Origin of the sequence: Pedobacter sp. PACM 27299 (genome assembly GCF_001412655.1) — a bacterium.
Classification (GTDB): domain Bacteria; phylum Bacteroidota; class Bacteroidia; order Sphingobacteriales; family Sphingobacteriaceae; genus Pedobacter.
This window is the reverse complement of the sequence record NZ_CP012996.1, coordinates 3,109,219-3,133,726: the sequence shown is the minus strand read 5'-3', so window position 1 is coordinate 3,133,726 and position 24,508 is coordinate 3,109,219. Positions and strand designations below refer to the sequence as shown.

Here is a 24,508-nt window from a genome sequence, read left to right as displayed (position 1 = left end):
TTTTTCAGCACTAAAACAGAAGCAGTTTAGATTTCATGAAGAGACAAACCTAGCCCAAACACGTCATTTAAATTTATATAATTCGGCTCTTTTTTTATATAATCAGTATTTCCTAATGCTGATCTCTTCCTGTAATTATTTATAAAAAAAAAGCCCCAGCGTATAAGCTAGGGCTATTCTATTTAATTATTATCTATAGCTATTGTGGGAAAACAATATCGGTAATCTGATACCCTGCTTTCTTCACTTCTTTCCTAAGCTTTCCGGTTTTATCAAAAATGAAAAGATTACTGAATGGTTCACCTCCAGAGAATATCTCCGGGCTATCAGCGACATAAAGTTCTCCATTTTTAGGGTTGACTTTCCAGCTCGTGGCAAATATGATCCCAGCATTTGCATGATCTACAAATTCCTCTGCTGTTTTAGTACGCGTATTAAATCTGCAGATTACACCTCTGGAGGTTTCCTGCCAGTACAAATATTCGTCTTTTCCACCTGAGGTCAGGATGCCATTTGCAGGAACTTTGAAATTAGCGGACAGTTCCACGGAGTCTACTCCTTTATTGCTTTTGTCTAGCTTGACGAATTTGGCTTTGTTAGCCGTACTTCCCTGAACGCCTACCCAATAGCTGTTATCGCCACTTCTGACTACTCCAGCCACATTTTCTTTATAGCTATTCAATACCACAACTTTGCCGCCTTCTACTTTTATCAGCTGTTTACCGGCTCCAGTAACAATGGTCTGATTCACTGTATTGATGGGTACCAGCGATACTTCCTTGCTTCCTTCCAGAATCGTTGAGCTAATACTTTTATTGGTGAGATCAACTGTGTACAGACCTGATTTCCTACGATTGGTTACATTTACATAACCTGTTTTTCCGTCTGTTGTGGCAAAATAAGTCACTTCGCTCGCAGCAGATTTATTAACTACATAGTTTAACTTCATAGTTTGTGCATCTACAACGCTCAGGAAATTTGGTCCTGAAGAAGAGGTGATGTAGTATTGATTATTGAAGTAATATAAGCTGTTTGCTTCCGGGGATAAAGCAGCACCAGGGTTAGCCTTTGAAAAAATGTTCAGCTGAATGGTTCCATCTTCATCGATGTGTGATAAACTAGAATTCCCAAAGCCAGTTTCATCGGTATAACTTAACAGTAAAACTCCATCGCCGTAAGGACCAAGCACTTTTACACGATAATTAAGGGAAGTTTTACCTTTATCATTCTCTACCGTAAACTCGATATTGTAAATTCCTGGTTCAGCTTTTTTAAAGGTATAAGTTGCGGTACTCGCGACATCCTTTCCATTCTCTACCCATTGATATCGGCTGGTTTTACCTATGATTTGAGGTGCAAGGATCAACTCCTTCCCTGCCTTAACGGTCATCAGACTGTCGCTCTCCGCCTGATAGGTTAATCTGGCGATTTCTGTTTCTTCTTTTTTGCAGGATACGGCAAGTATTCCCAGGCAAAACATTGCTACTATGGTTTGTTTTATATTCATCTTCTGCTTTAAACCACAGCAAACGGAATAAAAAGAACATGGGTACCCTAAAAATAGAGTATCCTCATTCCAGCTTCAATCCCCGAAAGCTATGAATCATAAATGCTAAAGGCAGGTCTTCTGACTTGCTCCCCTAAGTATGGTCTTCCCATTACGTGAATAACAGTGACTTTAAATCGTACCTCGGTTAAGGAGCTTACAGCTGCGGGACAGTTCTGGATTTACACCAGATTCCCTTTTAATTCCGGGTGTATTCCGGAAACCAAAAGCGCCGCAAAGATATAAATCTAACTGAATAATCTAGCAGCTGAATCTTTATGCGGCCAAAACAGCGTCCAAAACAACTACTCCATGCGTTCTTTGACTAATTTCTGGTCTAAATATAGAATGCTTAAAAACACCAGCGTGCCCATTACAATTGCCCACTTAAATTTCAGTAGCACTGCAATGAATTGATCGGCAGCATTTCCATTAATAATTTGCAGTAAAGTGTAAAACAAAGCAAAGCTGAGGCTGAGCGCCACAAAAGTAGCCAGGTAAAACTTAGCGTCTTTTTTACGATTCAGTTGTGCCTGTAAGCGTTTTTTGACGCTTACAGCGAAACCAAAAGGTAAGCCCTCTTTCGGTTCCTCTTTCAATTGCTCAAACAGAAAACGATATTTTTCCAGATTTTTATTTTCTTCATCGCCGGATAATTCCACAGGAAAATGGAGATTTTCTTCTAGTAAGCGTTGTATCTCCTCCTCATTCAGTTCTTTCATAATGGTTCGTTTTTAAAATCTTTCTCTATTTTTTCTTTCAGCAGTTTTCTTGCCCGGAACAAATTGCTTTTTACGGTTCCTTCAGGCGTACCGGTAATCTGTTCAATCTCCTTACAGCTGAATTCATTCAGATGATATAAAGTGATAGCAGTTCGGTATGGTAAAGGCATTTGAGCAATCAGCTGGTTGATGTACTCCGAGATATTCTTTTTACTGAAGACCAGTTCCGGAGTTTCTTCTGTAAAATGGTACTGGTCAATATGATCAGGATATTCCGATTCGAACCCTTTTTTATACTTCTTAATATAGTTGACGGCGGTTAAATAGGCGATACGAGCAATCCAGGTAGATAGTTTAGATTCAAATTTAAAATGCGGCAGACTTTTATATACCTTAATAAAAACTTCCTGACAAATATCTTCTTTGTCCTGTAGGCCATATACAAGGCGATTAATCACAAAGAATACCAGTTTTTTATGCGCTTTGACCAGTTGCTCAAAAGCATGGAAATCTTCCTTCATTATCCTGGATACAATTTCCTTATCGTCGAGCATATGACAGTAGTCAGCCGTTTGTAGTATACGGTTGCAAAAATTAATAAAAAATACTTGCAACCACATCATCTCTTTTATTGACTACTGTATCAAATCACTATCAAAACATTATCATGAAACAGCTACTTCCATTTATAATCGTCATTCTGTTTTTTATCATTATTGCAGTTCTAATCATTGCCGTGCTGAATTACAGGCTAAAAAAGAGAATCCTTGAAGCAGGGCCGATCAATGAATCTACTGTCAAAATCTTATCAGCACTGGGCAATTATAGTACAGCAGCTTTAAAATGGGGATTGATTCTGTTTTTTACTGGGTTTGGCCTTATTGTTCTGGAATATTTACCTTTTAGTGCGGTAGATTCTCCATTGCCTTATGGGGTGCTCAGCATCTTTATTGCGATTGGCTTTTTGACCTATTATTTAATCATACAGGCAAAAAACAGAAAGCAGCCTTAAGGCCTAGCCCAACCATTCAAATTTTTTCAACTACCTCCTGAATTGTGTATCAGCACGATAAGGGATTGGCATGCCCTAATTTTCACCTTTAGAAACCATACAAATCTACCTACCACCATGAAAACCAAACTCCAGCCAGTCTTTACAATTCTCCTCATCGGCATACTTTTAATGGTGCATAAAACTGCAGTTGCTCAAAACAGCCCCAATACTTACCCGCTTTCTGGCAAAATAGTAGATTCGATTAGTCGGCAGCCACTGTCGTTGATCACCATCAGGTTGAAGAATGATAAAAATGAACAACTAAAGGCATTGGTTACAAAAGATAGCGGGACATTTACCTTTCCAGCATTACAAGAAAAGTCTTACTGGATCAGCATTACCGCAATTGGTTATCAGCAAAAAATCCTTCATATCGCCGTTTTAAACAAGGGAAGTCAACTGGGTACCATCTTGTTGCAACCGCAGGTCAATTCTTTAAAAGATGTGGCTATTATTTCGGAGAGGCCGATCATACAGCATCAGCCAGACCGCATTATTTATGATTTGCAGGCTGATCCGGAAAGCAAAGGCAGCAGCGTCCTTGGCATGATCCATAAAATCCCTTTCCTCTCCTTAGATGGCAGCGACCGGGTCTTATTGAAGGGAAACTCGAGCTATCAGGTACTGATCAATGGCAAACCTTCCAGTATCGTAAATGGCAACCTCAGCGCCATACTCAGTAGTATGCCTGCCGCTACCATTCAAAAAATCGAAGTGATCACTACTCCTCCTTCAAAATATGATGCAGAAGGTCTTGCAGGCATCATCAACATCATCACCAATAAAAAACTAAGTGATGGCTACAAAGGCAGTTTGAATTTGAATGGCAGCGGACCAGTTGGCGGGCCAGGCGCCGGTGGCTCATTTACGGCTAAATTGGGGCGATTTGGAATCTCCGCCTTTGCAGGAGCAGGTATTTCTCACAGTCCAGCAACCAGTTTCCAAAACAACAGAACAAGTTCAGATCAAAGTTTATCCAGTCTTCAGCAACATGGATTCAGTACCTCAGATCAGCGTAACGGCTATTTTGGAACGGAGCTCAGCTATGAAATTGATTCTCTGCAATTAATTTCAGGTCAATTTAACAGCAATGGCAACCGTACAAAAGGAAATCAATACACCACTGCTTTTTTAGCAAGGGAAAACATGGCCGTACAGCGCTATAATTTTGCAAATCAGCATATTGATCATTCCTATGGGACGGATGCCGCAATTAATTATCAGTTAGGTTTCAAATCCACCAAAAACCAATTCCTTACCCTTTCTTACAGATATATCGACAATCCAGGAGATCAGTATACGAAAGTTGACTTTTCGAATCAGCTGAACCACAACACGGCCGACTACCAGCAAAATGGACAGCAGCAATTTAAAGAGCAGACCGCTCAACTAGATTTTACAAGCCGGATGAAAAGAATCAATATTGAAACGGGTTTAAAAGCCATTTTTAGAAAAAGCGGAAGTGATTTTGAATACGATTCATTAGCCGAACGATCAGGGCAGTTTGAACCAGTTCCCTCCCTTTCGGATCAGTATCAGCATACACAAAACGTTTTTAGTGTATACAATGCCTATCAACTGGCCTTAGACCAATGGAATTTTAGCCTGGGCCTTCGATTGGAGCATACCATAATGCGGGCCAGCTTCCTATCTTCAGGAGCCATTGCAAATCAGAGCTACAACCAGCTACTCCCTGCTATAGCCATTGGTAAAAACTTTAAGAATGGCAGCAGCCTCAATTTCGGATGGTCTCAAAGGATCAGGCGACCAGGAATAAACAGGCTTAATCCTTACACCGACAGATCAAATCCAAATATAGAATCCACAGGCAATCCGAATCTTCGACCGGTATTGATGAATAGTTTACAGACTGGTTTTAGCAGCAACAAAAAATTATCAGTAAATCTTGCGCTGGACTATTCGTTCATGAACAACCTGGACCTTAAAATCAGCAGTTATGATCCCGAAAATCAGGTCACCAGTACGACTTTCGCCAATGTGGGTAAAGCTAAAAGTTTGGGTATGAATTTCAACTTTGCATACCCTATTACCAAGTGGTATCATTTGGGTATAAACGGTCAGGTGATGTACCTGTGGTTATCAGGACCAAGTGATGGGGTTATCGTGAATAACGATCGCTACACCTATTTCCTATCCTTATCTAATGCGTTGAATATGATCAGTGGATGGCGCGTAAATGCAAACTTAAATATCATCAGCCGCAATCCCAATGGTTTACAAGGCAGTTCAAATGGGCTAATCAGTACTGAGATCGGACTAAACAAGGAAATCCTTAAAGACAAACTGGGTTTTGCGATAGGTCTCAAGAATCCATTTACAAAATACCGTAATTCCAGTAATGAATGGTTTGGCTATAATTTCCAGCAATTCAGCAGTAGTCAGGAGTATTTCCGCAGCTTCCGGATCAGTCTGAATTATAATTTTGGTGGTCTAAAGAACGGATTGAAAAAGAGTAAAAACGAAATCAGAAATGATGATTTGTCGAACTAATATCACTGCTGGGATGCCTCCGCAGTGATCCTATTGGATTGTCGCAGCGCTACTTAGGAGTTTCATTTTCCAAATTCTGGTGTCCATAAACGCCATCTGAAGCTTAGCTGCCTGCTTTCCAATACTTAGCTGCATACTTTAAGGCAGTCAATCGCCTGATCTGAAAATACAGGCGGATGTTGCTTATCCTTTAATCAGAGATCAAACTCAAATCCAAATTTCCTTAAATAATAAAGCGCCCAAGTCATAATGACCCGGACGCTCCCCCAATATTATAATCCTGGTACGTTTCTTTATTTTGAAACCAGCCCTTTATTTAAATAAGCTTTACTAATCTCTTCATCAGAAAGCATTTTATTAAACACTTTCAAATCATCTACCGCACCCAAGAAACCATTTTTCGCACTGCCCAAAGTCTGCAATGGAAACACCAAAGTTTCTACTTTTAACATTTTTGCTTTGGTATCCGGGAATAAGATTTCCTTACCCATCATCTTCTCCTGAAGTTTTCCATTGATGAACAATGAAGTTCCTTTATGGTCACCAGTGATCACTACCTGTGTCCATTCATTTGATGGCAATTGGTAATTAAATTCATAATCCATTCCTTCTCTGGAGAAACCCAGTTTTTGAGATTTAGTAGAGGATTTAACTACCCCATTCGCTGAGCTAAATAAGATCCGCTCTCCTACCGACTTTTGATCCGGTTTTAACCACATAGAAACGGTATAACCATAGCCAATTTCTTTAAGCGGCAATTGCAGGAAGCTATTCTCGCCTGATAAAACCAGGGCATTACCGTTGATCCCTTTGGCAAAGTTTACCTTATTTTTTGCCGCCGCTCCACGTTTATAGCTGGATTGATCTTTAAGTTTTGAATCCTCAAAAGTATAATTCAGCACCAATGAGTCCTTCCCTAAAACATAACCAGCTACATTAACGCCAGGTCCTTCTTTAACTCCTTTTCCTTTAACCAGGAAATCTTTAAAAGGAATGCTGTCTGTTCCGGCCCACATCTTTTGAGATAAAACTTGTAATGCCGGGAAAACGCGATCATGAACATCTTTCTCTGTAATTCCGTTTCCTCCAGGTGATTTATCATTCCACACGGCAAACATCCCTCCGATAACGGCAGGATCCCCGGCCTGGAAAGTCACATCGCCAATATTTACGGGCTCCCATTTTCTGTACAAATTCTTTAAGTTCAGGTAATCATAGTAATAGCCTGCTGCCGGAACGATATATAACCAGCCGTCAGGAGTACTGATTTGCGGATAACCTAGTTTTTTCATCGCTCTGGGCTCACCGTAACCATTGTACCAGGCATTCATGGCCACTCCTTTAACGGTCACAGGAGTTTTCCCTTTGGCATGAGTTAAGGCCCCCCAAACACGCACATCTTTTCCAAATCCCTGTGCATATTTGATAAAATAATCCGTGAAATACCTGAATTTTTCCGCTTCTTCTTTTGCGTATTCATCAGTACCAATGTGCACTACCTTTCCTTTAAAAACCGGATTTGGGCCCTCCAGGTATTCCTTAAATATATTGCTTACAATCTCGTAAGTTTTAGGATGATACAAATCCAGGTGATCCATACCATATTTCTTACTGCCAATTTCAGGGAGAATTCGGGTGATGGCTAAGGAGTGCGCGGGCACATCAATTTCAGGAATAATCACTACGCCATAATCATCGGCCATTTCCTGAAGTGCAATAAATTCTTTCTTTGTATAATGTCCATCTTTAGCCGTTAGCACTGGATAAGTTGTACTTTCCAGACGGAATGCGGCATACACATCTTCCCATTTATTCTTAAAATAGATGGGAAAACCGTTATCATTTAAGTGAATATGGAATTCGCTCATTTTATAGTACGACATCATTTTCACATAGTCTCTCAGGAAATCTATGGTAAAGAACTTTCTGCCTACATCCAGTACTAATCCTCTGACCGCATATTTAGGATAATCTCTACTTTGTCCTTTTACGATATAGTGATTTAAAGGATCCTGTTCCAGCAATTGCAGCAATGTTCTTGTACCCCAGATTGCCCCTTTTTTATGCAAAGCATTGATCTGAAGGTAATCTCCAATGATCAATTCATAACCCTCCTCACCTAATCCTTTATCGGGAGTATTCAGCGACAGTACGATATCGCCGCCGGCAGGTTTTCCAATTATGATTTCCAAAGGAAGATTCATGGCCTTCAGGTCCTTTTGCAATAAATCAGCAATTCCTTGTAAAACAGGATCATGTTTTGCCAGGACAATGCGGCTTTTCTTTTTCAATTGAAAACTACCTGTTGCCCCATGCCATTCTCTTAAGGCTGGAATCACAAAAGGTTTAGCATTGATTGCTTTTCCTTGGTCATTGAACTGACCTGGCACTTTTAAAGTGATCGTTTGCATATCCATAATCAGCTGATCACTTTCTCTTTTCAGCTGATAGAACAAAGAAACGTCCACATTTTCGAGTGGTATAAAAATCTTTCCATCAGCATTAATGACTGTTAAGCGATCGGTTCCTTTTAAAATGGCAGAAAATCCCTTAGGCACATTAAGTTTAGGGATTGCAGTATCTCCAGATTTCAGAGCGGTGGAAAAAGCCACCTGTTTTCCAATTTCTCCAAACAAGACACTATCTGTCTGCTGGGCAAATACCTGTCCGCCAAATAAAAAAGCGCAGGATATCATCGCGTATAGTTTTTTCATATTCATATTTTAGGTTTTATTGAAAACAGCGTATCTCTAGGCCTTTCCAGCGATTATACTTTATAGAAGTATCGAGCTTCTTAAGGGTTCAGTATCGTGTCGCTTACACAATGCTAATAAAAGATCGAGCAATAGAACGACAAATGAAGCCACTGAAATCGCACAAACGTTTGCGCTGTGGTATTATCCCTATTTTTAAATGAAGAATTGCCTTGCTTAATTAAGATTATGATCATTCAAATTGTCGCATTTCCCCCCTTAATATGTCATGTTATCACAGTACCTTCCTATCTCTTATAGAATATATTTGTATCAGGATGACCTTATTACAATTTACAAAATCTGTATTTGACCCTTCCTGGTTTGGGCTGAACGGCGATTCAATCGGATGGAATGAATGGGTGAGGATCGTCGTATTTATAATATGGGCATTAAGTTATATCTATTTATTAGCCGGTCTGCGTATCCAGATAAGAAAAGTTAAACGCAATATCAGTTTAACTTTATTATTCATCAGTTCCATCGGGCTAATCATTGCTGGGTTCCTCAATACAGATCCTTCAATCCCGAATAATACTGAGGAAAAGCGGGTTTGTACCTCCATTAAAACTCATTCAAATGAAAAACACGTCAAGTACCCCTAATCCAGAAAACATTTCAGATTATATCTCTAATTTTCCAGCTCAGATACAGGTGATGCTGGAGAATTTTAGGAAAACCATTAGGGAAACCGCACTTGAAGCGGAGGAAACCATTAATTATGGCATCCCTACTTTTACTTTAAACGGCAATCTGATTCATTTTGCAGCCTATAAAAAACACATCGGCTTTTATCCGGCGCCTTCTGGAATTCAGGCTTTTCAGTTAGAATTATCGGGCTATCAAATGGCAAAAGGTTCTGTGCAATTCCCAATTGACCAGCCCCTTCCCCTTGAGCTGATTAGCAGGATTGTTGCTTTCAGAAGACAGGAAAATTTGAGCAAAGAAAAAAAACGAAAACCAGTTAAACGATAGCTTATTGCTTATTTATTTTTAGCCGGGCTGATATGATAACTACCTTTATTAAATTTCAATACGCTTTTATTCAGCTTGTTTTTCACAACTTTTGCTTCGCATTCTTCCCCTTTCTTAAACGATTCGGTATTGGTAATTTTACTATTGATGAGCAGATCGGCGTAACCATTGGTTTTGCTGCTGGATACTTCAATCTTAGTCATTTTGTTTTCGAAAACTCCAGCACAATGCATATCCCATTCTCCATTGTACTGCTCTAAAACCAGTTTATCGACTACTTTAACTAAGGTGTTTCCCTGTGGAACAAACAAAGAGATCGTCGTCTGGCTATAAGGATTGGGGCTGGAGCTTCCTACAAATTGTGTGGTGATCCCAAAAGCCCTGGTCTGTGGATTTAACCGATAAGGCGCTGTATCTATTCCTGTATCCTCCATACGAATCGCATCGGATTCCCAATATCCTTCCTCATAATACTGCTGTAAGATCTTACCTGTTCCCGACTCCACTACTAGAAAATAAGCATCCATTGTATAGGAACTTCCCCCATCTTCTTCGCTGACCAATACAGGAATACTGACGATCGTTTTACCAGGGTCATTTGGCATTGGTTTCGTGCGGATAAACTCTTCTTTAGTTTTGGCAAGCGGAATTCTCAAACCCTTAAGCACCTGACTAATCAACAGGCTATCTAGCTCATGAGCAGCAGCCCTAACCTCGATGCAAGAAACAGTACAGAGCAATAATATTATCAGGTGTTTTTTCATAAATCAACTATTATTAAGCGCTTCAAACTAAAAATCCGGGAGAACGCTGGCCCTAAAATAACGTAACCATCTTGGAATATCAGCTAAAATACCTATGGATTAGTTGAGCGTCGCTTTCAAGGTCTGGCCCTTATTCAAAGTCACCTCATAAGCTTCCCCTACTTTAGCTACCGATTTAACATTCCATACCGGTTCAATCCCATTAAAATTATCCTTAATCCGAAGCTGACCTGTCCTGCCTGCAGTAATGCGGAAACTTATTGTTTTGTTATTTTTACGAATCGCTGAAACCAGGTGACCACCTTCTGCCCTGAGATCTGTAAAAGAAGCATCTGCCCATTTTTTAGGCATCGCAGCAAAAATACGGATCAGGCCTGTATGAGGATCTCCAGGCGTAGCGCTCCAGCTTTGCATTAACATTTCATGCAGTGCCTGGGCAGCCAGGAAATTACCTTCCAGCGTAAAGGGGCGATATGTAAAACCGGAATAACCGCTCTTAGTTTGATCGCCATTTACATGAAAACCATTGCGCAGGATAAAAGCTTTAACAAAAATATCCAGGTTTTTAACGGCTCCTTCTCCATCACCAACTCTTGCTTTCAGACAGCTCATCCAAGAGAAAGTATAACCTACCCAAGATCGGCTGCCTAATTTATCCCAGTTTTTCAAGCTAGCTTCAATTACTTTTTCATCTGCTTTGCCCCTTTCATTGTTGATCAGATTAAAAGGATAGATTCCGATAATATTAGATAAATGTCTATGACTTTGAGTCAATTCATGTTTTGCATCTAAAAGCAATGTACCATCACCTTTCGTATGAAAATCACCTAAAGCGATTGCTGCGGCTCCCCATTTCTTCGCTTCTGCTGTTTTTCCCATTTGTGCAGCCATTTCTTTTAAAGAGAGGAAGAGCATTTTTAAGCTCATCAGGTCATAATTACTATTGGGTTCCAACCATGCTTTCGGACTGTTATCGAAAATTTCCGGAGAAGAAGAAAGCGGAAGTTTCAACAGGCAATTGCTGTCTTTTTGCAATAAACCCAGCATACATTCTCCAACTTCGGAACTCCATGGATAAGCTTTTTCCTTCAGGAAATTATCGTCAGCAGTATAGAGCCAATGCAAATAAAACAGGTGTGCGCTCCATGCGCTCATGGTTGGCGACATACTATATTGTCCCCATCCGCCCAATGGCTGACCGGAATACGACATGACACCTGGACAAGCCAGCCCTTTTGTCCCATAAAAATCTCTCGCAAAATCCCTGAAGAAATCACGGCGATCCCAAAGAAAATTCAGGTACGATGCGCCCTCGTCATACCTTCCGGATTGCTGGTAAGCCATATAAGTCATCTGCGTATTGAGGTCATTATGGTAATCGCCTTTCCATGGTGGTAAAGTACCGTTATCTGCGGTCCAGACTCCTTGAAGCGGCATAGGCGGTGCATTTAAACGGGATGCTGCGCCGTAAAAATATTGCACCAGGTTGTATTGTTTTTGAACCGCTGTATCCGGAACCTGCACACTTGATTTCTTCCAAAAGTCTGTCCACCACTTTACATGAGGCTTCCGCATCGCCTGATATCCTTTATTTAAAGCAAGGGCACATCGCTGACGGGCCAATGCCAAAGGATCCTTGCTATCGGCTGTAGAAGTGATGCTCAAAGCGATCAGCGTTTCTTTATTACTTTTCTTTCTCTCAATGTATACGCAATATTTCAGGCCCTCGGCAGCTTCCTGGATGTACCATTCGGCATTGGCTGACTTCCCTTTTATGGCCTCAGGATAGCCCAGTTTACTCACAGATCCGCCGCTGCTTGGCCCGCCGTCGCCCTTTACGGTTTTGCGATAGACCTCCATCGGACTAAACAACTGGATCGCATCCGGTACGACTCCTTTAATAGACAGCATCGCTACCGGATCTTTGGCACTGTAAAAAGCATGCATTTCTACTCTGGAATTGAACCTTACCAGGCCTTCTGCTGTCGCTTCCAGTAGTTCAAAATTCTTCAGGACTTCTCCTTCAGGGAATTTAAATTCAATCCTTCCAGCAGGTAATTTAGTTGGACTCACCCCATTGTAAGCTTCGTCCCACCAGGAATTTACAGTATCATATTCCTGCTGAGCGATGAGGGCTGCTCCTTTATGATACGTATACTTTTTCCACCATTCCTTTTCTCCATGGGTACGCTCATCCCATAAATCACCTCTATCCAAAGACAGTTTGATGTTGTTCTTTTCTCCCCATAACAAACCGCCCATCAACCCATTGCCAAGTGGCAATGCTTCATCCCAGGTTCTGACAGGTGCTTTTAGCACGAGATTGTAAGCCGGCTCAGGCAAGGCCGCCTGCTGGGCATTCGCCGACAGGCCTATGCAGACATTTAAGATCAGGAAACTGGTTTTAAAGAGTTTAGGTTTAAACATGAGGGTTTAGATTTTTGGTTGTTTTACATTTGTGGTTACTAGCAAAGATAAATGCCACAACTTAGCTGGCGAATAGATTAAGTAACTATTTTAATGGATTATCTGATGAAGCCATGCCAGTTTTTTAGGTAATCTGTATATTTGTGCCATGAGTTTCAACGCACAATTTCCTCTACTCTCAAATTGTACCTATCTAAACACTGCCAGTTCGGGTATACTATCTACCTCTATTCTGGAATGGAGAAAGTCACATGATGAAGATTTTTTCCATCACGGTAGTGACTTCCGTCTGGAGCAACGTAGTTTTTTGCAGGATGTGAGGGAACATGTTGCCGGATTCTTCCATAGCAAGGTAGAAAATACATTTCTTGTACAGAACATGTCTCTCGGTTTTAACACCTTTCTGGATGGATTGGCTACTGATCATAAATTTTTGCTGGTTACCAGTGATTATCCTTCAGTAAACTATCCGGTAGAAAGCAGAGGGTTTAATTGTGAGTATGCCCTTGCAGATGAATCTCTTGAACAGCACATTCTGGATAAAGTCAAAACATTTAAGCCCACAATATTAGCCATCAGTTTGGTTCAATATGCCAATGGTATTCAGGTTGACCTCAATTTTATCAAAACATTGAAGGAGGACTACCCAGATTTGCTGATTGTAGGTGATGGGACCCAATTTTGTGGTATAGGTAGTTTTAATTTCGAAACCTCGGGATTAGATGTACTCATCAGCAGTGGCTATAAATGGATGCTTTCCGGATATGGGAATGGCTTTGTGCTCCTCAAAGATCAGGCTTGCCGCCTGTTGTATCAGAAAAGAATTAATTATTCACTCCCAACAGAGATCTTTTTAAAAGACAGAAGCATGTTATCGCTTTGTTTTGAACCAGGCCATCTGGATACCTTTAATTTTGGCACGCTGAAACAGGCGATTTTAAACTTTGAATCTATTGGTATGGATGTCATTCAGCAAAGACTACAATCTATAGGCAGACTGGCAAAAAAGGCATTAACGGATCGCGGGCTGCTGTCTAACACAGTTGCAGCAAGGGAATTGCATAGTACCATCTTTAATATTTCTACTCATCCTGAGTTGACGCAGCGACTACAAGAGGCCAATATTATTGTTACTCCGCGTGGCGAAGGATTAAGACTCTGCTTTCATTTCTACAATACTGAAGAGGATCTTGAAAAACTATTAAGCGTCCTGGATAAGAATTAACAGTTGTAGGCTCATGATATTTCAGTAAAAAGGCCGAATTCCCTAAAGAGAATTCGGCTTTATCTGCATTTATACCAAGAGCAATGCTCATTTAAAAATGATTAAGGCTTTAAATATTTAAAAACGATCATCCCTATCGCCACCACTCCCCAGATTAATCCCCAATATTGTAATTTGATGAAATAAAGGTTATGTACTTTTTTCTTGTTGAGCCAAAGCCCTAGAGCAAATGTGATGGGTGCTGCAGCTAGAATACTGTAAAGCATGATATCATAAGATATATTTCCCGATACACCAAAAAAGTAAATTCCGATCAGCATCGTGATCGCTGGAATAAATAAGGCAAGGAAGCCCCATCCTCTGTATAAAAGCATAATGATTTGAATAAATGGTTCTATTTATTTTTTGGTCCGTAAACATTGATCTTTTCCAGTAACTCTTCTGCATTAAAATCAATATGTGAGGCAGTCAGGTAGACCAAAAAGTGTCCATTTTCGTCCGTGTTATCGCTAACGGCCATTTTTGACAATTTCTTACTGATCATTGTTTTGTAATGATCTACATTACTCAAATGAAGCGTTACTAATACGTCGGCACCCATTTTTGTCAGGCTAAGTTCTTCAATATCTTTCCAGCTGATCAGCCCGGCAGCCTTACTTGCAGGAGTAACCCTGGAGGTAATGCCTTCTGGTTTTAAAGAGATCATTGGCGAAGGGTCTTTGGCAGCGATTAATGATTTAATCAGACAGAAGGTGAAAATTAACACCCCAATTCCGGAAATGACTGCTGGTTTAGGCAAATATCTATCTGAAATAAGGCCTGTACTATAGAATAAGATTACTAAAAGTACAGCGATGATACCGACATAAATAAAAACGAGTTGGTTTGATTTTTTTTGATTTCTGTAGAATTCCATGATAATTGTTAATTAACCTTCCATATTTACACTGAGAAGATTAAGGATTAGTATTTAGAAAGGCTTTTATGTATCTTAATTTTCGGCCAAAGTTTCAAAAATCAAGCCACACAAAAGGAAATTACCAAATTAGAACCTATCCTACTGAATACCTGAAACATCTTTTTATATCTATTTCCCATCATTTTTTAATGTTGGCCTGAAAAATGAGCATTGGTTATTCATGAAGATATTCCTTGGTTTTGCACTCCTCTTTCTATCTGGTATCTCATTTGGGCAATCCAGCAAGTATGAAATGACTGCTGATTCGCTGAACAACATCGGACAACGAGAAAAGATCATTCCTTATCTGGAGCAGGAGTTAAAAGCAAAACCGAAAGAAGAAATTTTACTGAGGATGCTGGGCGCCTATCATATTGAGGATAAAAACCTTGATGTTGGAGAACAATATTATCGCGAAGCCTTGCTGGTTAACCCGCGATGTGCGAAATGCTATATGCACATCGGGAGGACTTATGCGATGCGTGATGATTTCAAAAAAGCATTGGAATACTTTAACCTAGCGGTAATCAGTGATCCCAAAGACGGCGATTTGGTTTTATGGAGCGCCAGGTTAAAAGAGCATCAGGGCGATCAAGCTGGTGCTTTGGCCGACTTTAGTAAGGCCATTGCCCTATTACCTAAGGATTTAATCCCGTATTTACAGCGAGGCTCACTTCAATATAAAATGGAAAACCTGGACGGCGCCTGTCAGGATTACCAAACTGTTAAAAAATTAAACGACCAGCAAAAGGTTATAGATACTTTGCTGGCTAGCCAGATTGAAAGTGCAATACAGGATATTTGTAATCCTGCAAAGCCTAGTTATTTTTATCAAAGGGGCATCGCCTATTATAACTTAAAGCAATACCAGTCTGCACTAGGAATTTATGAGCAGGGGCTGAAAAAATTCCCTGCTGATGGCATGACCCTAAACTTCAGAGGGAACACCTATCTGGCACTGAAACAATACCATAAAGCATTATCATCCTATCAGCTTGCTTTAAAAAACAAGCAAAGTCTGGTACAAGCCATCAAAACTAATCCAAGGTTTTCTACAGGCGCCAAGCCATCCGTTTCAAAAACTGAAACCGAAATTGCAAAGACCTTTCTTGCAGAACTTCATTACCATATTGCCGAATGTAAAATGTATACCGGTGCTGATGAAGACGCACTCAGCGAGATCAATATTGCAATAGCATTGGCACCAGATTCAGCCGATTTTCCTAAAGGCAGTTATCTGGACATGCGGGAACAGATCTCAAAAAAATTAGCCTCCAAAAATATTCGTACACATTAGTAACCAATCAATAATTTTAATTAATATTACAGTGTTAGAAGTCTAGCGAAAGATTTCAAGTAATAATTTATAACTTTAATCTTAATACCATTCTAATTTTAAAACAAAGTATGAGATTAGACTCCTATCCGGGGATTGAAAAAGTAGGCTTCATCCAGTTGCAGCATCTATTCGATGAAGAAAACAAAGGTAGTTTTAACAGTATTATTTCATTAGCTGAACTGCTGTGCGAAGTACCGATTGCCTTTATTGCAATTGAGAATGAAGACCAGACCTTACTAAAAACCAGTACCATATCCCTTGATACAGCGCAGTCATGGACACTTCCATTCAGTGCTCCTTCCCTTTTAGTTATCCCAGATATCAGACTTGATGATCGTTTTTCTAACCACCATTTATTAAAATCAGGCATTTGTTTTTATGCCAGTTTCCCAATATTAGACGCTAAAAACGTTCTTTTGGCTTATCTGTGTGTGATGGACAAATGCCCTCGTGAACTGAATAGCAAGCAGATTAAAGGGCTTGGACACCTCGCAAATCAAGCTGCTGAAAGTATCCGACTTAAGCTGGATCACCAGGACCTTAAAAAACTGGCAGATGACAGTATTACTGCAACTCAGGAAATAGACACTATTTTTCACAATGCGATAGATGCAGTGATTGTTGTGGATGATAATGGTGCCATATCTCAATGGAATCCAAAGGCTGAGGTTATCTTTGGATGGCCAAAAGCTGAAGTTATTGGGCAATCTTTTCAGGAAGTCATCCTTCCTAGCTCCTATCATGAGCAGTATATCCAACTCATGGCACATTTTAAATATGATACAGCAGAAAACTATGCCAATTCTACCGTAGAAATTTCGGCCATTAGAAAGGACCAGAGTGTTTTTGATATTGCGCTGAGCATTTCTCCGGCAACGATTCAGGGAAGGCATTTTTACATCTGTTTTGTGAGGGACATTACTAATCGCAATCAAATTGCTCAGGAACTGGATAAACAGCAAAAGTTTTATGAGAACATCTTAAATAAACTCCCTACAGATATTGCAGTTTTTGATCCTGATCATAAATACCTGTTTGTAAACCCGGGAGCGATTAGTATTAAAGAATACCGTGACTTTATTGTGGGAAAAGACGACTATCAATACGCGGCCTATCGCAACAGAGATGCAGCTACCGCAGATTTAAGAAGGGCTCAATTTCTGGAAGTAAAGAACCGTGGTAAGGAAATCCGCTGGGAAGATAGCCTGAAAGACCCTGAGGGCAATACCATTACCCATTTACGGCGTATGTATCCCGTTTATGATGAAAATGGTGCACTATCCATGGTAATTGGCTTCGGCATAGACATTACAGACCGGAAGATAATGGAAGAAAAACAAGCCGCATTGGTGCAGCAATTGTCCTCCCAAAACACGCAGTTGATTGATTTCTGTAATATCGTTTCCCATAACCTGAGGGCACCACTGGTCAATATGTCTATGTTGGTCGAATTTATAGAAGATACGAACAATCCTGAAGAACAAAAAACACTAATTTCCAAACTAAAGCCGGTTATTGATAACCTGCACACCACTTTTAATGAACTGGTAGAATCTATCCAAATTAAACAGGATCTGGAAATTAAATCAGAGGACATCTTATTGACAGACTGTATCCGCCGGACTTTTGAAGGATTACAGTCGGAGATTAACAAATCAGAAGCCATTATAGAAACTGATTTTGAAGAGGCCCCTTCCGTTTATTTTCCAGCAAAATATCTATATAGTATTTTTCATAACCTCTTTAGTAACTGCCTAAAATACCAGAGTCCAAAAAGAAAACTAGTCATCCAGCTTAAAAGTCAAAAATTGGATGGAAAAGTATTGCTGTCATTTACAGACAATGGATTAGGAATTGATATGGAGAAACATAAAGACAACTGCTTTAAAATTGGAAAAGTATTCCATCATCATCCTAATTCAAAAGGATTTGGCTTATACATGACCAAAACTCAAGTTGAAGCGATGAAAGGTAAAATATGGGTAGAAAGCCAAATTGATGTTGGTTCTACCTTTTTTATTGAATTTATAAATCAAAGAGCATGAATTCGTTAAAAAAAATAGCCCTTATAGATGACGATAGCACCTTTGTTTTTTTAACAAAACGCATGATTAAAGCTGCAAATATCGCCACTCACATTGATGAATTTAATGATGGCCTTCAAGCCCTTACATTCTTCAAAGCCAATCAAAACAATCATGAAATATTGCCTGATGTGATATTTCTGGACCTCAGTATGCCCATTATGGATGGCTGGGAGTTTTTAGAGGAGTATACGGTTGTGGAACCAAGGATAAGAAAGAGAATCATTTTGTACATCGTATCCTCTTCCATTTCCCCTCATGACATTGAAAGGTCTAGAAATTTCAGTGTGGTATCCGATTTCATTATTAAACCATTAAACAAAGAAAGATTTATCCAGATTATGGGCGAATTATCTTAGTGCATTTATGTCTATTTATTGCATTTAAAAACAATATACGCGATCTAATAATCCCAAAACATGTTTTCCTCTCCAACAGTTGACCTTGACGTTCTAAAAAAAAGGGCTTTTAATTTAAGGTGGGCGACCGTTCCTAACGGTGTCATTCCTTTAACGGCAGCAGATCCAGATTTCCCATGTGCCCCGGAAATCGCCGACGCAATTATCAGATTTACTAAAGACAGGTACCTATCTTATGGTCCGCCGGAAGGCTTATCAGAGTTCAAAGAAAGTATGGCCGGATTCTTTCAGGAAAAACGAAATATTCCTGCAGATCCAGCGCTGCTTTTTCCGGTAGATAGTGCTGCTTTTGGTATTTGGCTAACCTGTAAAGCATTCCTAACGACCGCCGATGAGGCAATTATTTTTGACCCGGTAGACTTCCTTTTCAGGTATTCTATAGAAGCAGTAGGCGCTACAGCCATTCCTTTTTCTATTCCTGCGGGAGAGATCCCTGTAGATTTTGACAGATTGGAAAGGCTCATCAGCAAGCGAACAAAAATGCTTTGCCTTTGCAATCCATTAAATCCAACAGGAAAAGTTTTTACTAAAGAAGAACTGATTCGTTTTGGGGAAATTGCCTGTAAATACGACCTGATCATTTTATCCGACGAGATCTGGAGCGATATTATTTATGCGCCGCATGTATTTACCAGTATGGCTTCCCTGGATGAAGAAATTCGGAACAGAACCATCACCATCACAGGTTTCAGTAAATCTTATGGATTGGCCGGCCTAAGAATCGGTACAGTAATGGCTTCAAATCCGACCCATTATAGTCAGCTCTTTGAAGCTTCGCTACATGGATCTACCATTCATGGGGCCAATGTGTTATCGCAAATTGCGGCAACAGCTGCATTGGATGAGTGTGGATATTATCTGGATGCTTTCAAGAACCACCTGCATCAGATGCGGGAATTAATTGTAACGGAACTGAATAGCATCGAGGGCTTCCATTGCATCGCACCGGAAGGTTGTTATGTGGCCTTTACAGACATTACAGGGACGAAGAAAAGCAGTTTAGAAATTCGGGATTTGCTTTTTAATGAGGCAAAAGTTTCGGTCGTACCTGGATTAAAACAATGGTTTGGCGAAGGTGCAGAAGGTTATATCCGCCTTAGTTTTGCCACTTCTGAAGAAATACTTACCGATGCGCTCTCTCGTATCAAGCACACTATAAAACTACTATGAAAGTTGTCATAATTGGAGGGGGCATTGCCGGACTCACCCTTGGTATATTTTTACGAAAAAATAATATAGCGGTTGTCATCAACGAAAGACTGGTCAATATGCCAGAACGTGGACATGCTTTTTTAATGCATAGCGATGGCCTCAGCAAATTAAAAGAGCTTAGTCCGGACGACCAAACGACTGTTCCCGGCAAAATGGTCCATGATTTTATCTTAAAGAGACCATCAGGAAAGGAAATCAAGCATTTGCACCTCGATTCCTGGAAATGTATCAAACGCGGCGACCTGATTCGTTTTCTGAAACACTCCTATCCTTGCAATCTGGTGAAGGAAGGAAGGGAATTTTCACATTTCATCTATGAAAACGGCAAGATTACTGCCGCTGCTTTTAGCAATGGAGAACTGGAATACGGGGATGTTTTTGTGGGCGCTGATGGTGGAAATTCAAAAGTAAGACAGCAAATCATGGGCGAAGTGACCTTTAGCCCTGTGGCCGTGAAGGAAGTCGTAGGCGTTTCTTATAATGAAAAGCTAGGAAAAACACATGGACAGAACTTTACCAAGTTTCAGGACAATACCAAAGGTTTAGCTTTCGGAATGATTCCTACGGATCAGAACGAATTTGTTTGGTTTATACAGTATGATGCCAATGCAAATGATGTTAAGCATCAGAGTCCGGAGGGTATCAAAGCATTTTGCAGCCATCTTTTAAAGGATTTCCCTACAGAAGTCAACGAATTATTGTCGACCAATGATTTTACCAGCAGTTACATCTGGAATACACGTGATTTTGACCTATTGCCTAAATTTCATCACGAAAATGTCGTGCTAATCGGCGATGCAGCGCACCTCTCCCTACCTTTTACCAGTGCAGGGACCACCAATGCTATTGTGGATGCGAGAACACTGGCTGATGAACTGATGCTTCATGAAAACCTGGAAAAAGCTTTTGAGCACTATTACGCCACCCGAGCACCGCAAATAGAAAAACACATTCTGCTGGGCAGAGAACTTAAACACATCTTCCTAAATCCTACAGACCAACATGATGATGATATGCCTCTGCCACTAATCGTGAGCAAGGAAGAACAGGATGAAGTCGCTGCGAGTATGCAGATTGATGTGCTTTATTTTACAGACCCAATTTGCTCTACCTGCTGGACCATACAGCCATTACTCAGAAAACTTAAACTGGAATACGGTAGTTACCTGAACATTAAATATTGTATGGGTGGCATGCTTCCTTCCTGGGGAGAATATCCTAAAGGAAAAGTAAACAACCCTGGAGAGGTAGCTAAACACTGGGATGAAGTTTGCGCCATTCATGAGATGCCTATAGATGGTGATTTATGGATTGAAGATCCAATGAATTCTTCCTATCCACCTTCTATTGCATTTAAAGCCGCACAGATGCAAGATAATGACCTGGCACCGCTTTTCTTAAGGCGTATCAATGAGATGGTTTTTGTAGAGAAGAAGAACATTATTAAATGGGAGTTTCTGGAGAAAGCCGCTTTAGAAGTAGGATTGGATTCCGCGAGATTATTAAGAGATTTCGAAGGTCGTGCGAAGGAACTGTTTACAGAAGACCTGAACACTGGAAAAAACCATGGGGTAACGAGTTTTCCTACTCTTATCTTTTCAGATCAGCACAATGAGCATGTGACTATCAAAGGCCATCAAACCTATGACCATTTCGTGGACATCATTTTAAAACGTATTCCACATGCTAAAAAAGCGGAAATAGATACCGATCCGAAAACTTTGTTCAGCCACTTCCCCACTATGGCGGATAAAGAATTTGCTTATTTGAGCAATATCTCCATGGAGGCAGCGGCAACACAATTGGAAGATCTATATGACCAGGGTTTCATCAAAAAGATGGAAAGTAAGAATGGAACGCTCTGGAAAAGTAATTACTACGAACTGATCTAAAAAAACACCTCCGTTTGAAGAGGAATCAAGGCTCAATACCTCATTTTTGATTCCATAAACTTTGTGCGGCTATCTTTTTAAAGGTAGCCGCTTTTTTTTAAGGAATAATAACCATCTTAGGTTATGAAAAAAATAGCGCTATACCTACTGCTGATCAACCTCTTGAACTCAACCGACAGCTTTTCACAATCCTTAGATCCAGCTCAGAAACAGCAGCTTTCGGGTAAAGTAACCGATGAAAAACAGCTCCCATTAAGTCTTGTGGTCGTGAGCCTGAAGCAGGGTACAAAACTTATCGGCAATGCCATTACCGACCCTAAAGGAAATTACCAATTTAAAAATATCAGTAGAGGAGATTACCAGCTCTTGTTTAAATATGTGGCCTATAAAGACACGACTTTAACAAGGGCGATTAATGGTGATCATTTTGTCCATCTGCAGTACCAGCATACCCATGCTTTAAATGAAGTGGCCATCAGCGCTAAAAAACCCATTTTTCAGCGACAAATAGATCGCCTTCGCTTTAATGTTGGGGAAACGGACTTGGTTTTTGGGAGCAATATCTGGGAAGTGGTGGAGAAAACCCCATTGGTTAGTGTTTCGGCGGATGGCGGAATTCAGATTAGCGGGACTACTGGTGCCGTGGTTTACCTGAATAATAAAAGAAAAGTACTCAGTGGAAATGCTTTGAAGAACTACCTGAGCAGTATTCCTGCTGAAAACCTGGAGGCCATTGAAGTGATGACTACCCCTTCCAGCAAGTACGATGCAGAAGGTGGCGCAGGTATCATCAATATCATTACCAGAAAGAACAAAGAAGAAGGATTTGTAGGGAATGCAGGATTAAGCGGTAGACAAACCGCTGTGAACTCTCAGGCTGGAAGCATTTATGGAAATAATCGTTCCGGTAAATGGAATACCTATGCGAATCTTAACATGAGCAACAGAAATCGGAAACCAGTGTTCAAAAAGGACATCTACTTTCCCGCCGGCAGCCCTGATGATTTGCTGCATAGAAGCGTACAATCTGCCAATGATTTTCAGATCTTATCACCAGGAGGCAATTTCGGAATAGACCGCGAAATCAACGCCAACCATATCGTAGGCCTACTGTTTGATTATTCGGGAGAAAAACATAGGGAAAACCGCAATGCCTTTACAAGAGACCGTTATACTGCCATCAATGACTCCCTGCGTTTAACCAGCAACAGAGATGATTTAAGTACCAATACCTACGCTCTGAACCTGAATTATCAGGGGAAACTAGACCGTAAAGGCAAGACTTTAAGCATAGATATGGATGCCCTGGAGTACCATTCAAAAAACAAATCTATCAGCAAAACAGAGGTCTTAGACCTAGGCAATCAGCAAACGTTATTTGTAAATGACTGGTTTAGAAGTTCAGCACCGCAAAAGATCAGTAACCAATCTGTCAAAGCTGATTTCGAATGGCCGGTGGATAAAAACCTGTCCATAGATTTTGGCATTAAAACTGCGCTTTCCAAGATCGACAACAACCTGGTTTTTGAGGACACACGCGATGCCGAAAGCTGGATAAAAGACGAAAAAAGAAGTAACTTCTTCCAATATAAAGAACATATCAATTCCCTTTATGGCATTGTGAATGGGAAAGTTAATGCCAGCTGGTCTTATCAATTGGGCCTACGTGTAGAAAACACCATCGCAAAAGGATGGCTGGAGGGCCTTAGCGTAGTAAATAGAAATTATACCAATCTATTCCCGACTGCCTTTCTAAAATATACGAGTAGTAAGGAAAAATCTTATGTACTGGCGGTTTCCAGTAGAATCAACAGACCAGGTTTCTGGGATGTAAACCCATTCAGAACCTACACCACAGACCAGACTTATTATGAAGGAAACCCATTCTTAATGCCTTCTAAGTACTATAGAGAGGAATTGAACCATACCGTAACTGGCAAATCGGGCACCTTTACTTTCCAACTCGCTGCTAGTCAGTCGCTGGATGAGATCTATGCTCTTCCTAGTAATCCTAGTGCAAATATCATCGCCAATAAGAAAGTCAATTATGGCAACAAATACAGCTATAGCAGTACGGTCACCTATTATCAGCAGATTTTACCCTGGTGGAGATTTTCAGGTACCGGATTAACCGGCTATGTGCTTTCTAAAGGCAATTATGCAGATCAAATATTGATCGATAACAAAACATTCCTGCTTAGTCTTTCCACCAATCAGACCTTTAATATTTCCAAGAAAAATGGCCTTTCTTGTACGGTAATTGCAAATAACACTTTTCCTGTCACCATTGTAAACACAGAAATAGGCAACAGATTGGAAACGGAGCTGAGGTTAAGAAAATCTATGGGTGCATGGAATATTACCTTATCCGGCCAGGACTTTTTCAGGAGCAACAAAGACCGTTACAAAGTACAGGTCAATGAATTGAAGATCATAGATGAAAACTATTATGATACACAGAGCCTGGCGGTATCACTGAGTTACAACTTCGGCAAAATGACGGTAAAAGATAAAAGAGACAGAGATACCGGATCTGATGAAGTGAAAAGAAGAATCTAAATACAGCGCCCATTTCTACTGAAAAAGCTGGAAATGGGCTTATCATAAAGGGAACTGAATTTATGATA

At 40.3% G+C, this 24,508-nt stretch carries 18 protein-coding genes and 1 riboswitch; of the genes, 10 read left to right on the top strand and 8 right to left on the bottom strand.

Annotated elements, in window-relative coordinates; genetic code table 11:
- Nucleotides 1–199: 199 nt before the first annotated feature.
- The 3 genes from AQ505_RS13205 to AQ505_RS13195 form a co-directional block, all read right to left on the bottom strand.
- Nucleotides 200–1,507, bottom strand: a complete 1,308-nt coding sequence (locus AQ505_RS13205; protein ID WP_062548620.1) for a DUF5074 domain-containing protein — start codon at nucleotides 1,505–1,507, stop codon at nucleotides 200–202.
- Between the two features lie 93 nt (nucleotides 1,508–1,600).
- Nucleotides 1,601–1,789, bottom strand: a riboswitch (cobalamin riboswitch).
- 62 nt (nucleotides 1,790–1,851) lie between these two features.
- Nucleotides 1,852–2,268: a hypothetical protein gene (locus AQ505_RS13200; RefSeq protein WP_062548619.1), complete on the bottom strand. Its 417-nt coding sequence runs from the start codon at nucleotides 2,266–2,268 to the stop codon at nucleotides 1,852–1,854.
- Entirely contained in the window at nucleotides 2,265–2,789 is a 525-nt protein-coding gene (locus AQ505_RS13195; RefSeq protein ID WP_197286175.1) for an RNA polymerase sigma factor, read from the bottom strand. The genes AQ505_RS13200 and AQ505_RS13195 overlap by 4 nt, the downstream gene beginning before the upstream one ends.
- A 146-nt stretch (nucleotides 2,790–2,935) precedes the next feature.
- Here AQ505_RS13195 and AQ505_RS13190 point away from each other — a divergent pair, with 146 nt between their 5' ends.
- Both AQ505_RS13190 and AQ505_RS13185 read left to right on the top strand, forming a co-directional pair.
- Nucleotides 2,936–3,280, top strand: coding sequence for a hypothetical protein (locus tag AQ505_RS13190; RefSeq protein ID WP_062548617.1), 345 nt, complete (start codon nucleotides 2,936–2,938; stop codon nucleotides 3,278–3,280).
- A gap of 117 nt (nucleotides 3,281–3,397) precedes the next feature.
- Nucleotides 3,398–5,833 (top strand): outer membrane beta-barrel family protein, encoded by a 2,436-nt coding sequence (locus AQ505_RS13185; RefSeq protein ID WP_062548616.1) that lies wholly within the window; start codon nucleotides 3,398–3,400, stop codon nucleotides 5,831–5,833.
- 293 nt (nucleotides 5,834–6,126) lie between these two features.
- Here AQ505_RS13185 and AQ505_RS13180 read toward each other — a convergent pair whose 3' ends face one another.
- A complete protein-coding gene (locus AQ505_RS13180; protein WP_197286174.1) occupies nucleotides 6,127–8,547 on the bottom strand; it encodes a family 20 glycosylhydrolase in 2,421 nt (806 codons plus the stop codon).
- Nucleotides 8,548–9,165: 618 nt separating this feature from the next.
- On the opposite strand from AQ505_RS13180, the gene AQ505_RS13170 reads away from it, so the two are divergent.
- Nucleotides 9,166–9,561 (top strand): iron chaperone, encoded by a 396-nt coding sequence (locus AQ505_RS13170; RefSeq protein ID WP_062548613.1) that lies wholly within the window; start codon nucleotides 9,166–9,168, stop codon nucleotides 9,559–9,561.
- An 8-nt stretch (nucleotides 9,562–9,569) separates the two neighbouring features.
- Here the strand turns inward: AQ505_RS13170 and AQ505_RS13165 are convergent, their stop codons facing one another.
- A complete protein-coding gene (locus AQ505_RS13165) occupies nucleotides 9,570–10,325 on the bottom strand; it encodes a hypothetical protein (protein ID WP_062548612.1) in 756 nt (251 codons plus the stop codon).
- 99 nt (nucleotides 10,326–10,424) lie between these two features.
- Nucleotides 10,425–12,752: a glycosyl hydrolase family 95 catalytic domain-containing protein gene (locus AQ505_RS13160; protein WP_062548611.1), complete on the bottom strand. Its 2,328-nt coding sequence runs from the start codon at nucleotides 12,750–12,752 to the stop codon at nucleotides 10,425–10,427.
- 148 nt (nucleotides 12,753–12,900) lie between these two features.
- Here AQ505_RS13160 and AQ505_RS13155 point away from each other — a divergent pair, with 148 nt between their 5' ends.
- On the top strand, nucleotides 12,901–13,977 hold the full coding sequence (locus tag AQ505_RS13155; RefSeq protein WP_062548610.1) for an aminotransferase class V-fold PLP-dependent enzyme: 1,077 nt from the start codon (nucleotides 12,901–12,903) through the stop codon (nucleotides 13,975–13,977).
- Between the two features lie 101 nt (nucleotides 13,978–14,078).
- Here AQ505_RS13155 and AQ505_RS13150 read toward each other — a convergent pair whose 3' ends face one another.
- On the bottom strand, nucleotides 14,079–14,351 hold the full coding sequence (locus AQ505_RS13150; protein ID WP_062548609.1) for a hypothetical protein: 273 nt from the start codon (nucleotides 14,349–14,351) through the stop codon (nucleotides 14,079–14,081).
- A 20-nt stretch (nucleotides 14,352–14,371) separates the two neighbouring features.
- On the bottom strand, nucleotides 14,372–14,893 hold the full coding sequence (locus tag AQ505_RS13145; protein ID WP_062548608.1) for an STM3941 family protein: 522 nt from the start codon (nucleotides 14,891–14,893) through the stop codon (nucleotides 14,372–14,374).
- A 223-nt stretch (nucleotides 14,894–15,116) separates the two neighbouring features.
- On the opposite strand from AQ505_RS13145, the gene AQ505_RS13140 reads away from it, so the two are divergent.
- The 6 genes from AQ505_RS13140 (at nucleotide 15,117) to AQ505_RS13115 (ending at nucleotide 24,440) form a co-directional block, all read left to right on the top strand.
- A complete protein-coding gene (locus AQ505_RS13140; protein ID WP_062548607.1) occupies nucleotides 15,117–16,232 on the top strand; it encodes a tetratricopeptide repeat protein in 1,116 nt (371 codons plus the stop codon).
- Between the two features lie 110 nt (nucleotides 16,233–16,342).
- Nucleotides 16,343–18,319 (top strand): PAS domain S-box protein, encoded by a 1,977-nt coding sequence (locus tag AQ505_RS13135; RefSeq protein ID WP_062548606.1) that lies wholly within the window; start codon nucleotides 16,343–16,345, stop codon nucleotides 18,317–18,319.
- The gene (locus tag AQ505_RS13130; RefSeq protein ID WP_062548605.1) at nucleotides 18,316–18,717 is read left to right on the top strand and encodes a response regulator; all 402 of its coding nucleotides are present in this window, start codon (nucleotides 18,316–18,318) and stop codon (nucleotides 18,715–18,717) included. Before AQ505_RS13135 ends, AQ505_RS13130 begins: the two co-directional genes overlap by 4 nt.
- A 60-nt stretch (nucleotides 18,718–18,777) precedes the next feature.
- Nucleotides 18,778–19,947 (top strand): pyridoxal phosphate-dependent aminotransferase, encoded by a 1,170-nt coding sequence (locus AQ505_RS13125; RefSeq protein ID WP_062548604.1) that lies wholly within the window; start codon nucleotides 18,778–18,780, stop codon nucleotides 19,945–19,947.
- A complete protein-coding gene (locus AQ505_RS26055) occupies nucleotides 19,944–21,881 on the top strand; it encodes a DsbA family protein (RefSeq protein ID WP_082461527.1) in 1,938 nt (645 codons plus the stop codon). Before AQ505_RS13125 ends, AQ505_RS26055 begins: the two co-directional genes overlap by 4 nt.
- A gap of 123 nt (nucleotides 21,882–22,004) precedes the next feature.
- Nucleotides 22,005–24,440 carry an outer membrane beta-barrel family protein gene (locus AQ505_RS13115; RefSeq protein WP_062548603.1) on the top strand — a complete coding sequence of 812 codons (2,436 nt, stop codon included), beginning with the start codon at nucleotides 22,005–22,007 and terminating at the stop codon, nucleotides 24,438–24,440.
- Nucleotides 24,441–24,508: the final 68 nt, after the last annotated feature.

What these genes read in the sequence shown, in the direction of transcription:
- AQ505_RS13140 (WP_062548607.1), top strand. Translation starts at nt 15,117, where the DNA reads ATGAAGATATTCCTTGGTTTTGCACTCCTCTTTCTATCTGGTATCTCA.
- AQ505_RS13185 (WP_062548616.1), top strand. Translation starts at nt 3,398, where the DNA reads ATGAAAACCAAACTCCAGCCAGTCTTTACAATTCTCCTCATCGGCATA.
- AQ505_RS13190 (WP_062548617.1), top strand. Translation starts at nt 2,936, where the DNA reads ATGAAACAGCTACTTCCATTTATAATCGTCATTCTGTTTTTTATCATT.
- AQ505_RS13205 (WP_062548620.1), bottom strand. Translation starts at nt 1,507, where the DNA reads ATGAATATAAAACAAACCATAGTAGCAATGTTTTGCCTGGGAATACTT.
- AQ505_RS13160 (WP_062548611.1), bottom strand. Translation starts at nt 12,752, where the DNA reads ATGTTTAAACCTAAACTCTTTAAAACCAGTTTCCTGATCTTAAATGTC.
- AQ505_RS13125 (WP_062548604.1), top strand. Translation starts at nt 18,778, where the DNA reads ATGTTTTCCTCTCCAACAGTTGACCTTGACGTTCTAAAAAAAAGGGCT.
- AQ505_RS26055 (WP_082461527.1), top strand. Translation starts at nt 19,944, where the DNA reads ATGAAAGTTGTCATAATTGGAGGGGGCATTGCCGGACTCACCCTTGGT.
- AQ505_RS13135 (WP_062548606.1), top strand. Translation starts at nt 16,343, where the DNA reads ATGAGATTAGACTCCTATCCGGGGATTGAAAAAGTAGGCTTCATCCAG.
- AQ505_RS13180 (WP_197286174.1), bottom strand. Translation starts at nt 8,547, where the DNA reads ATGAAAAAACTATACGCGATGATATCCTGCGCTTTTTTATTTGGCGGA.
- AQ505_RS13150 (WP_062548609.1), bottom strand. Translation starts at nt 14,351, where the DNA reads ATGCTTTTATACAGAGGATGGGGCTTCCTTGCCTTATTTATTCCAGCG.
- AQ505_RS13130 (WP_062548605.1), top strand. Translation starts at nt 18,316, where the DNA reads ATGAATTCGTTAAAAAAAATAGCCCTTATAGATGACGATAGCACCTTT.
- AQ505_RS13145 (WP_062548608.1), bottom strand. Translation starts at nt 14,893, where the DNA reads ATGGAATTCTACAGAAATCAAAAAAAATCAAACCAACTCGTTTTTATT.
- AQ505_RS13165 (WP_062548612.1), bottom strand. Translation starts at nt 10,325, where the DNA reads ATGAAAAAACACCTGATAATATTATTGCTCTGTACTGTTTCTTGCATC.
- AQ505_RS13115 (WP_062548603.1), top strand. Translation starts at nt 22,005, where the DNA reads ATGAAAAAAATAGCGCTATACCTACTGCTGATCAACCTCTTGAACTCA.
- AQ505_RS13200 (WP_062548619.1), bottom strand. Translation starts at nt 2,268, where the DNA reads ATGAAAGAACTGAATGAGGAGGAGATACAACGCTTACTAGAAGAAAAT.
- AQ505_RS13155 (WP_062548610.1), top strand. Translation starts at nt 12,901, where the DNA reads ATGAGTTTCAACGCACAATTTCCTCTACTCTCAAATTGTACCTATCTA.
- AQ505_RS13170 (WP_062548613.1), top strand. Translation starts at nt 9,166, where the DNA reads ATGAAAAACACGTCAAGTACCCCTAATCCAGAAAACATTTCAGATTAT.
- AQ505_RS13195 (WP_197286175.1), bottom strand. Translation starts at nt 2,789, where the DNA reads ATGAAGGAAGATTTCCATGCTTTTGAGCAACTGGTCAAAGCGCATAAA.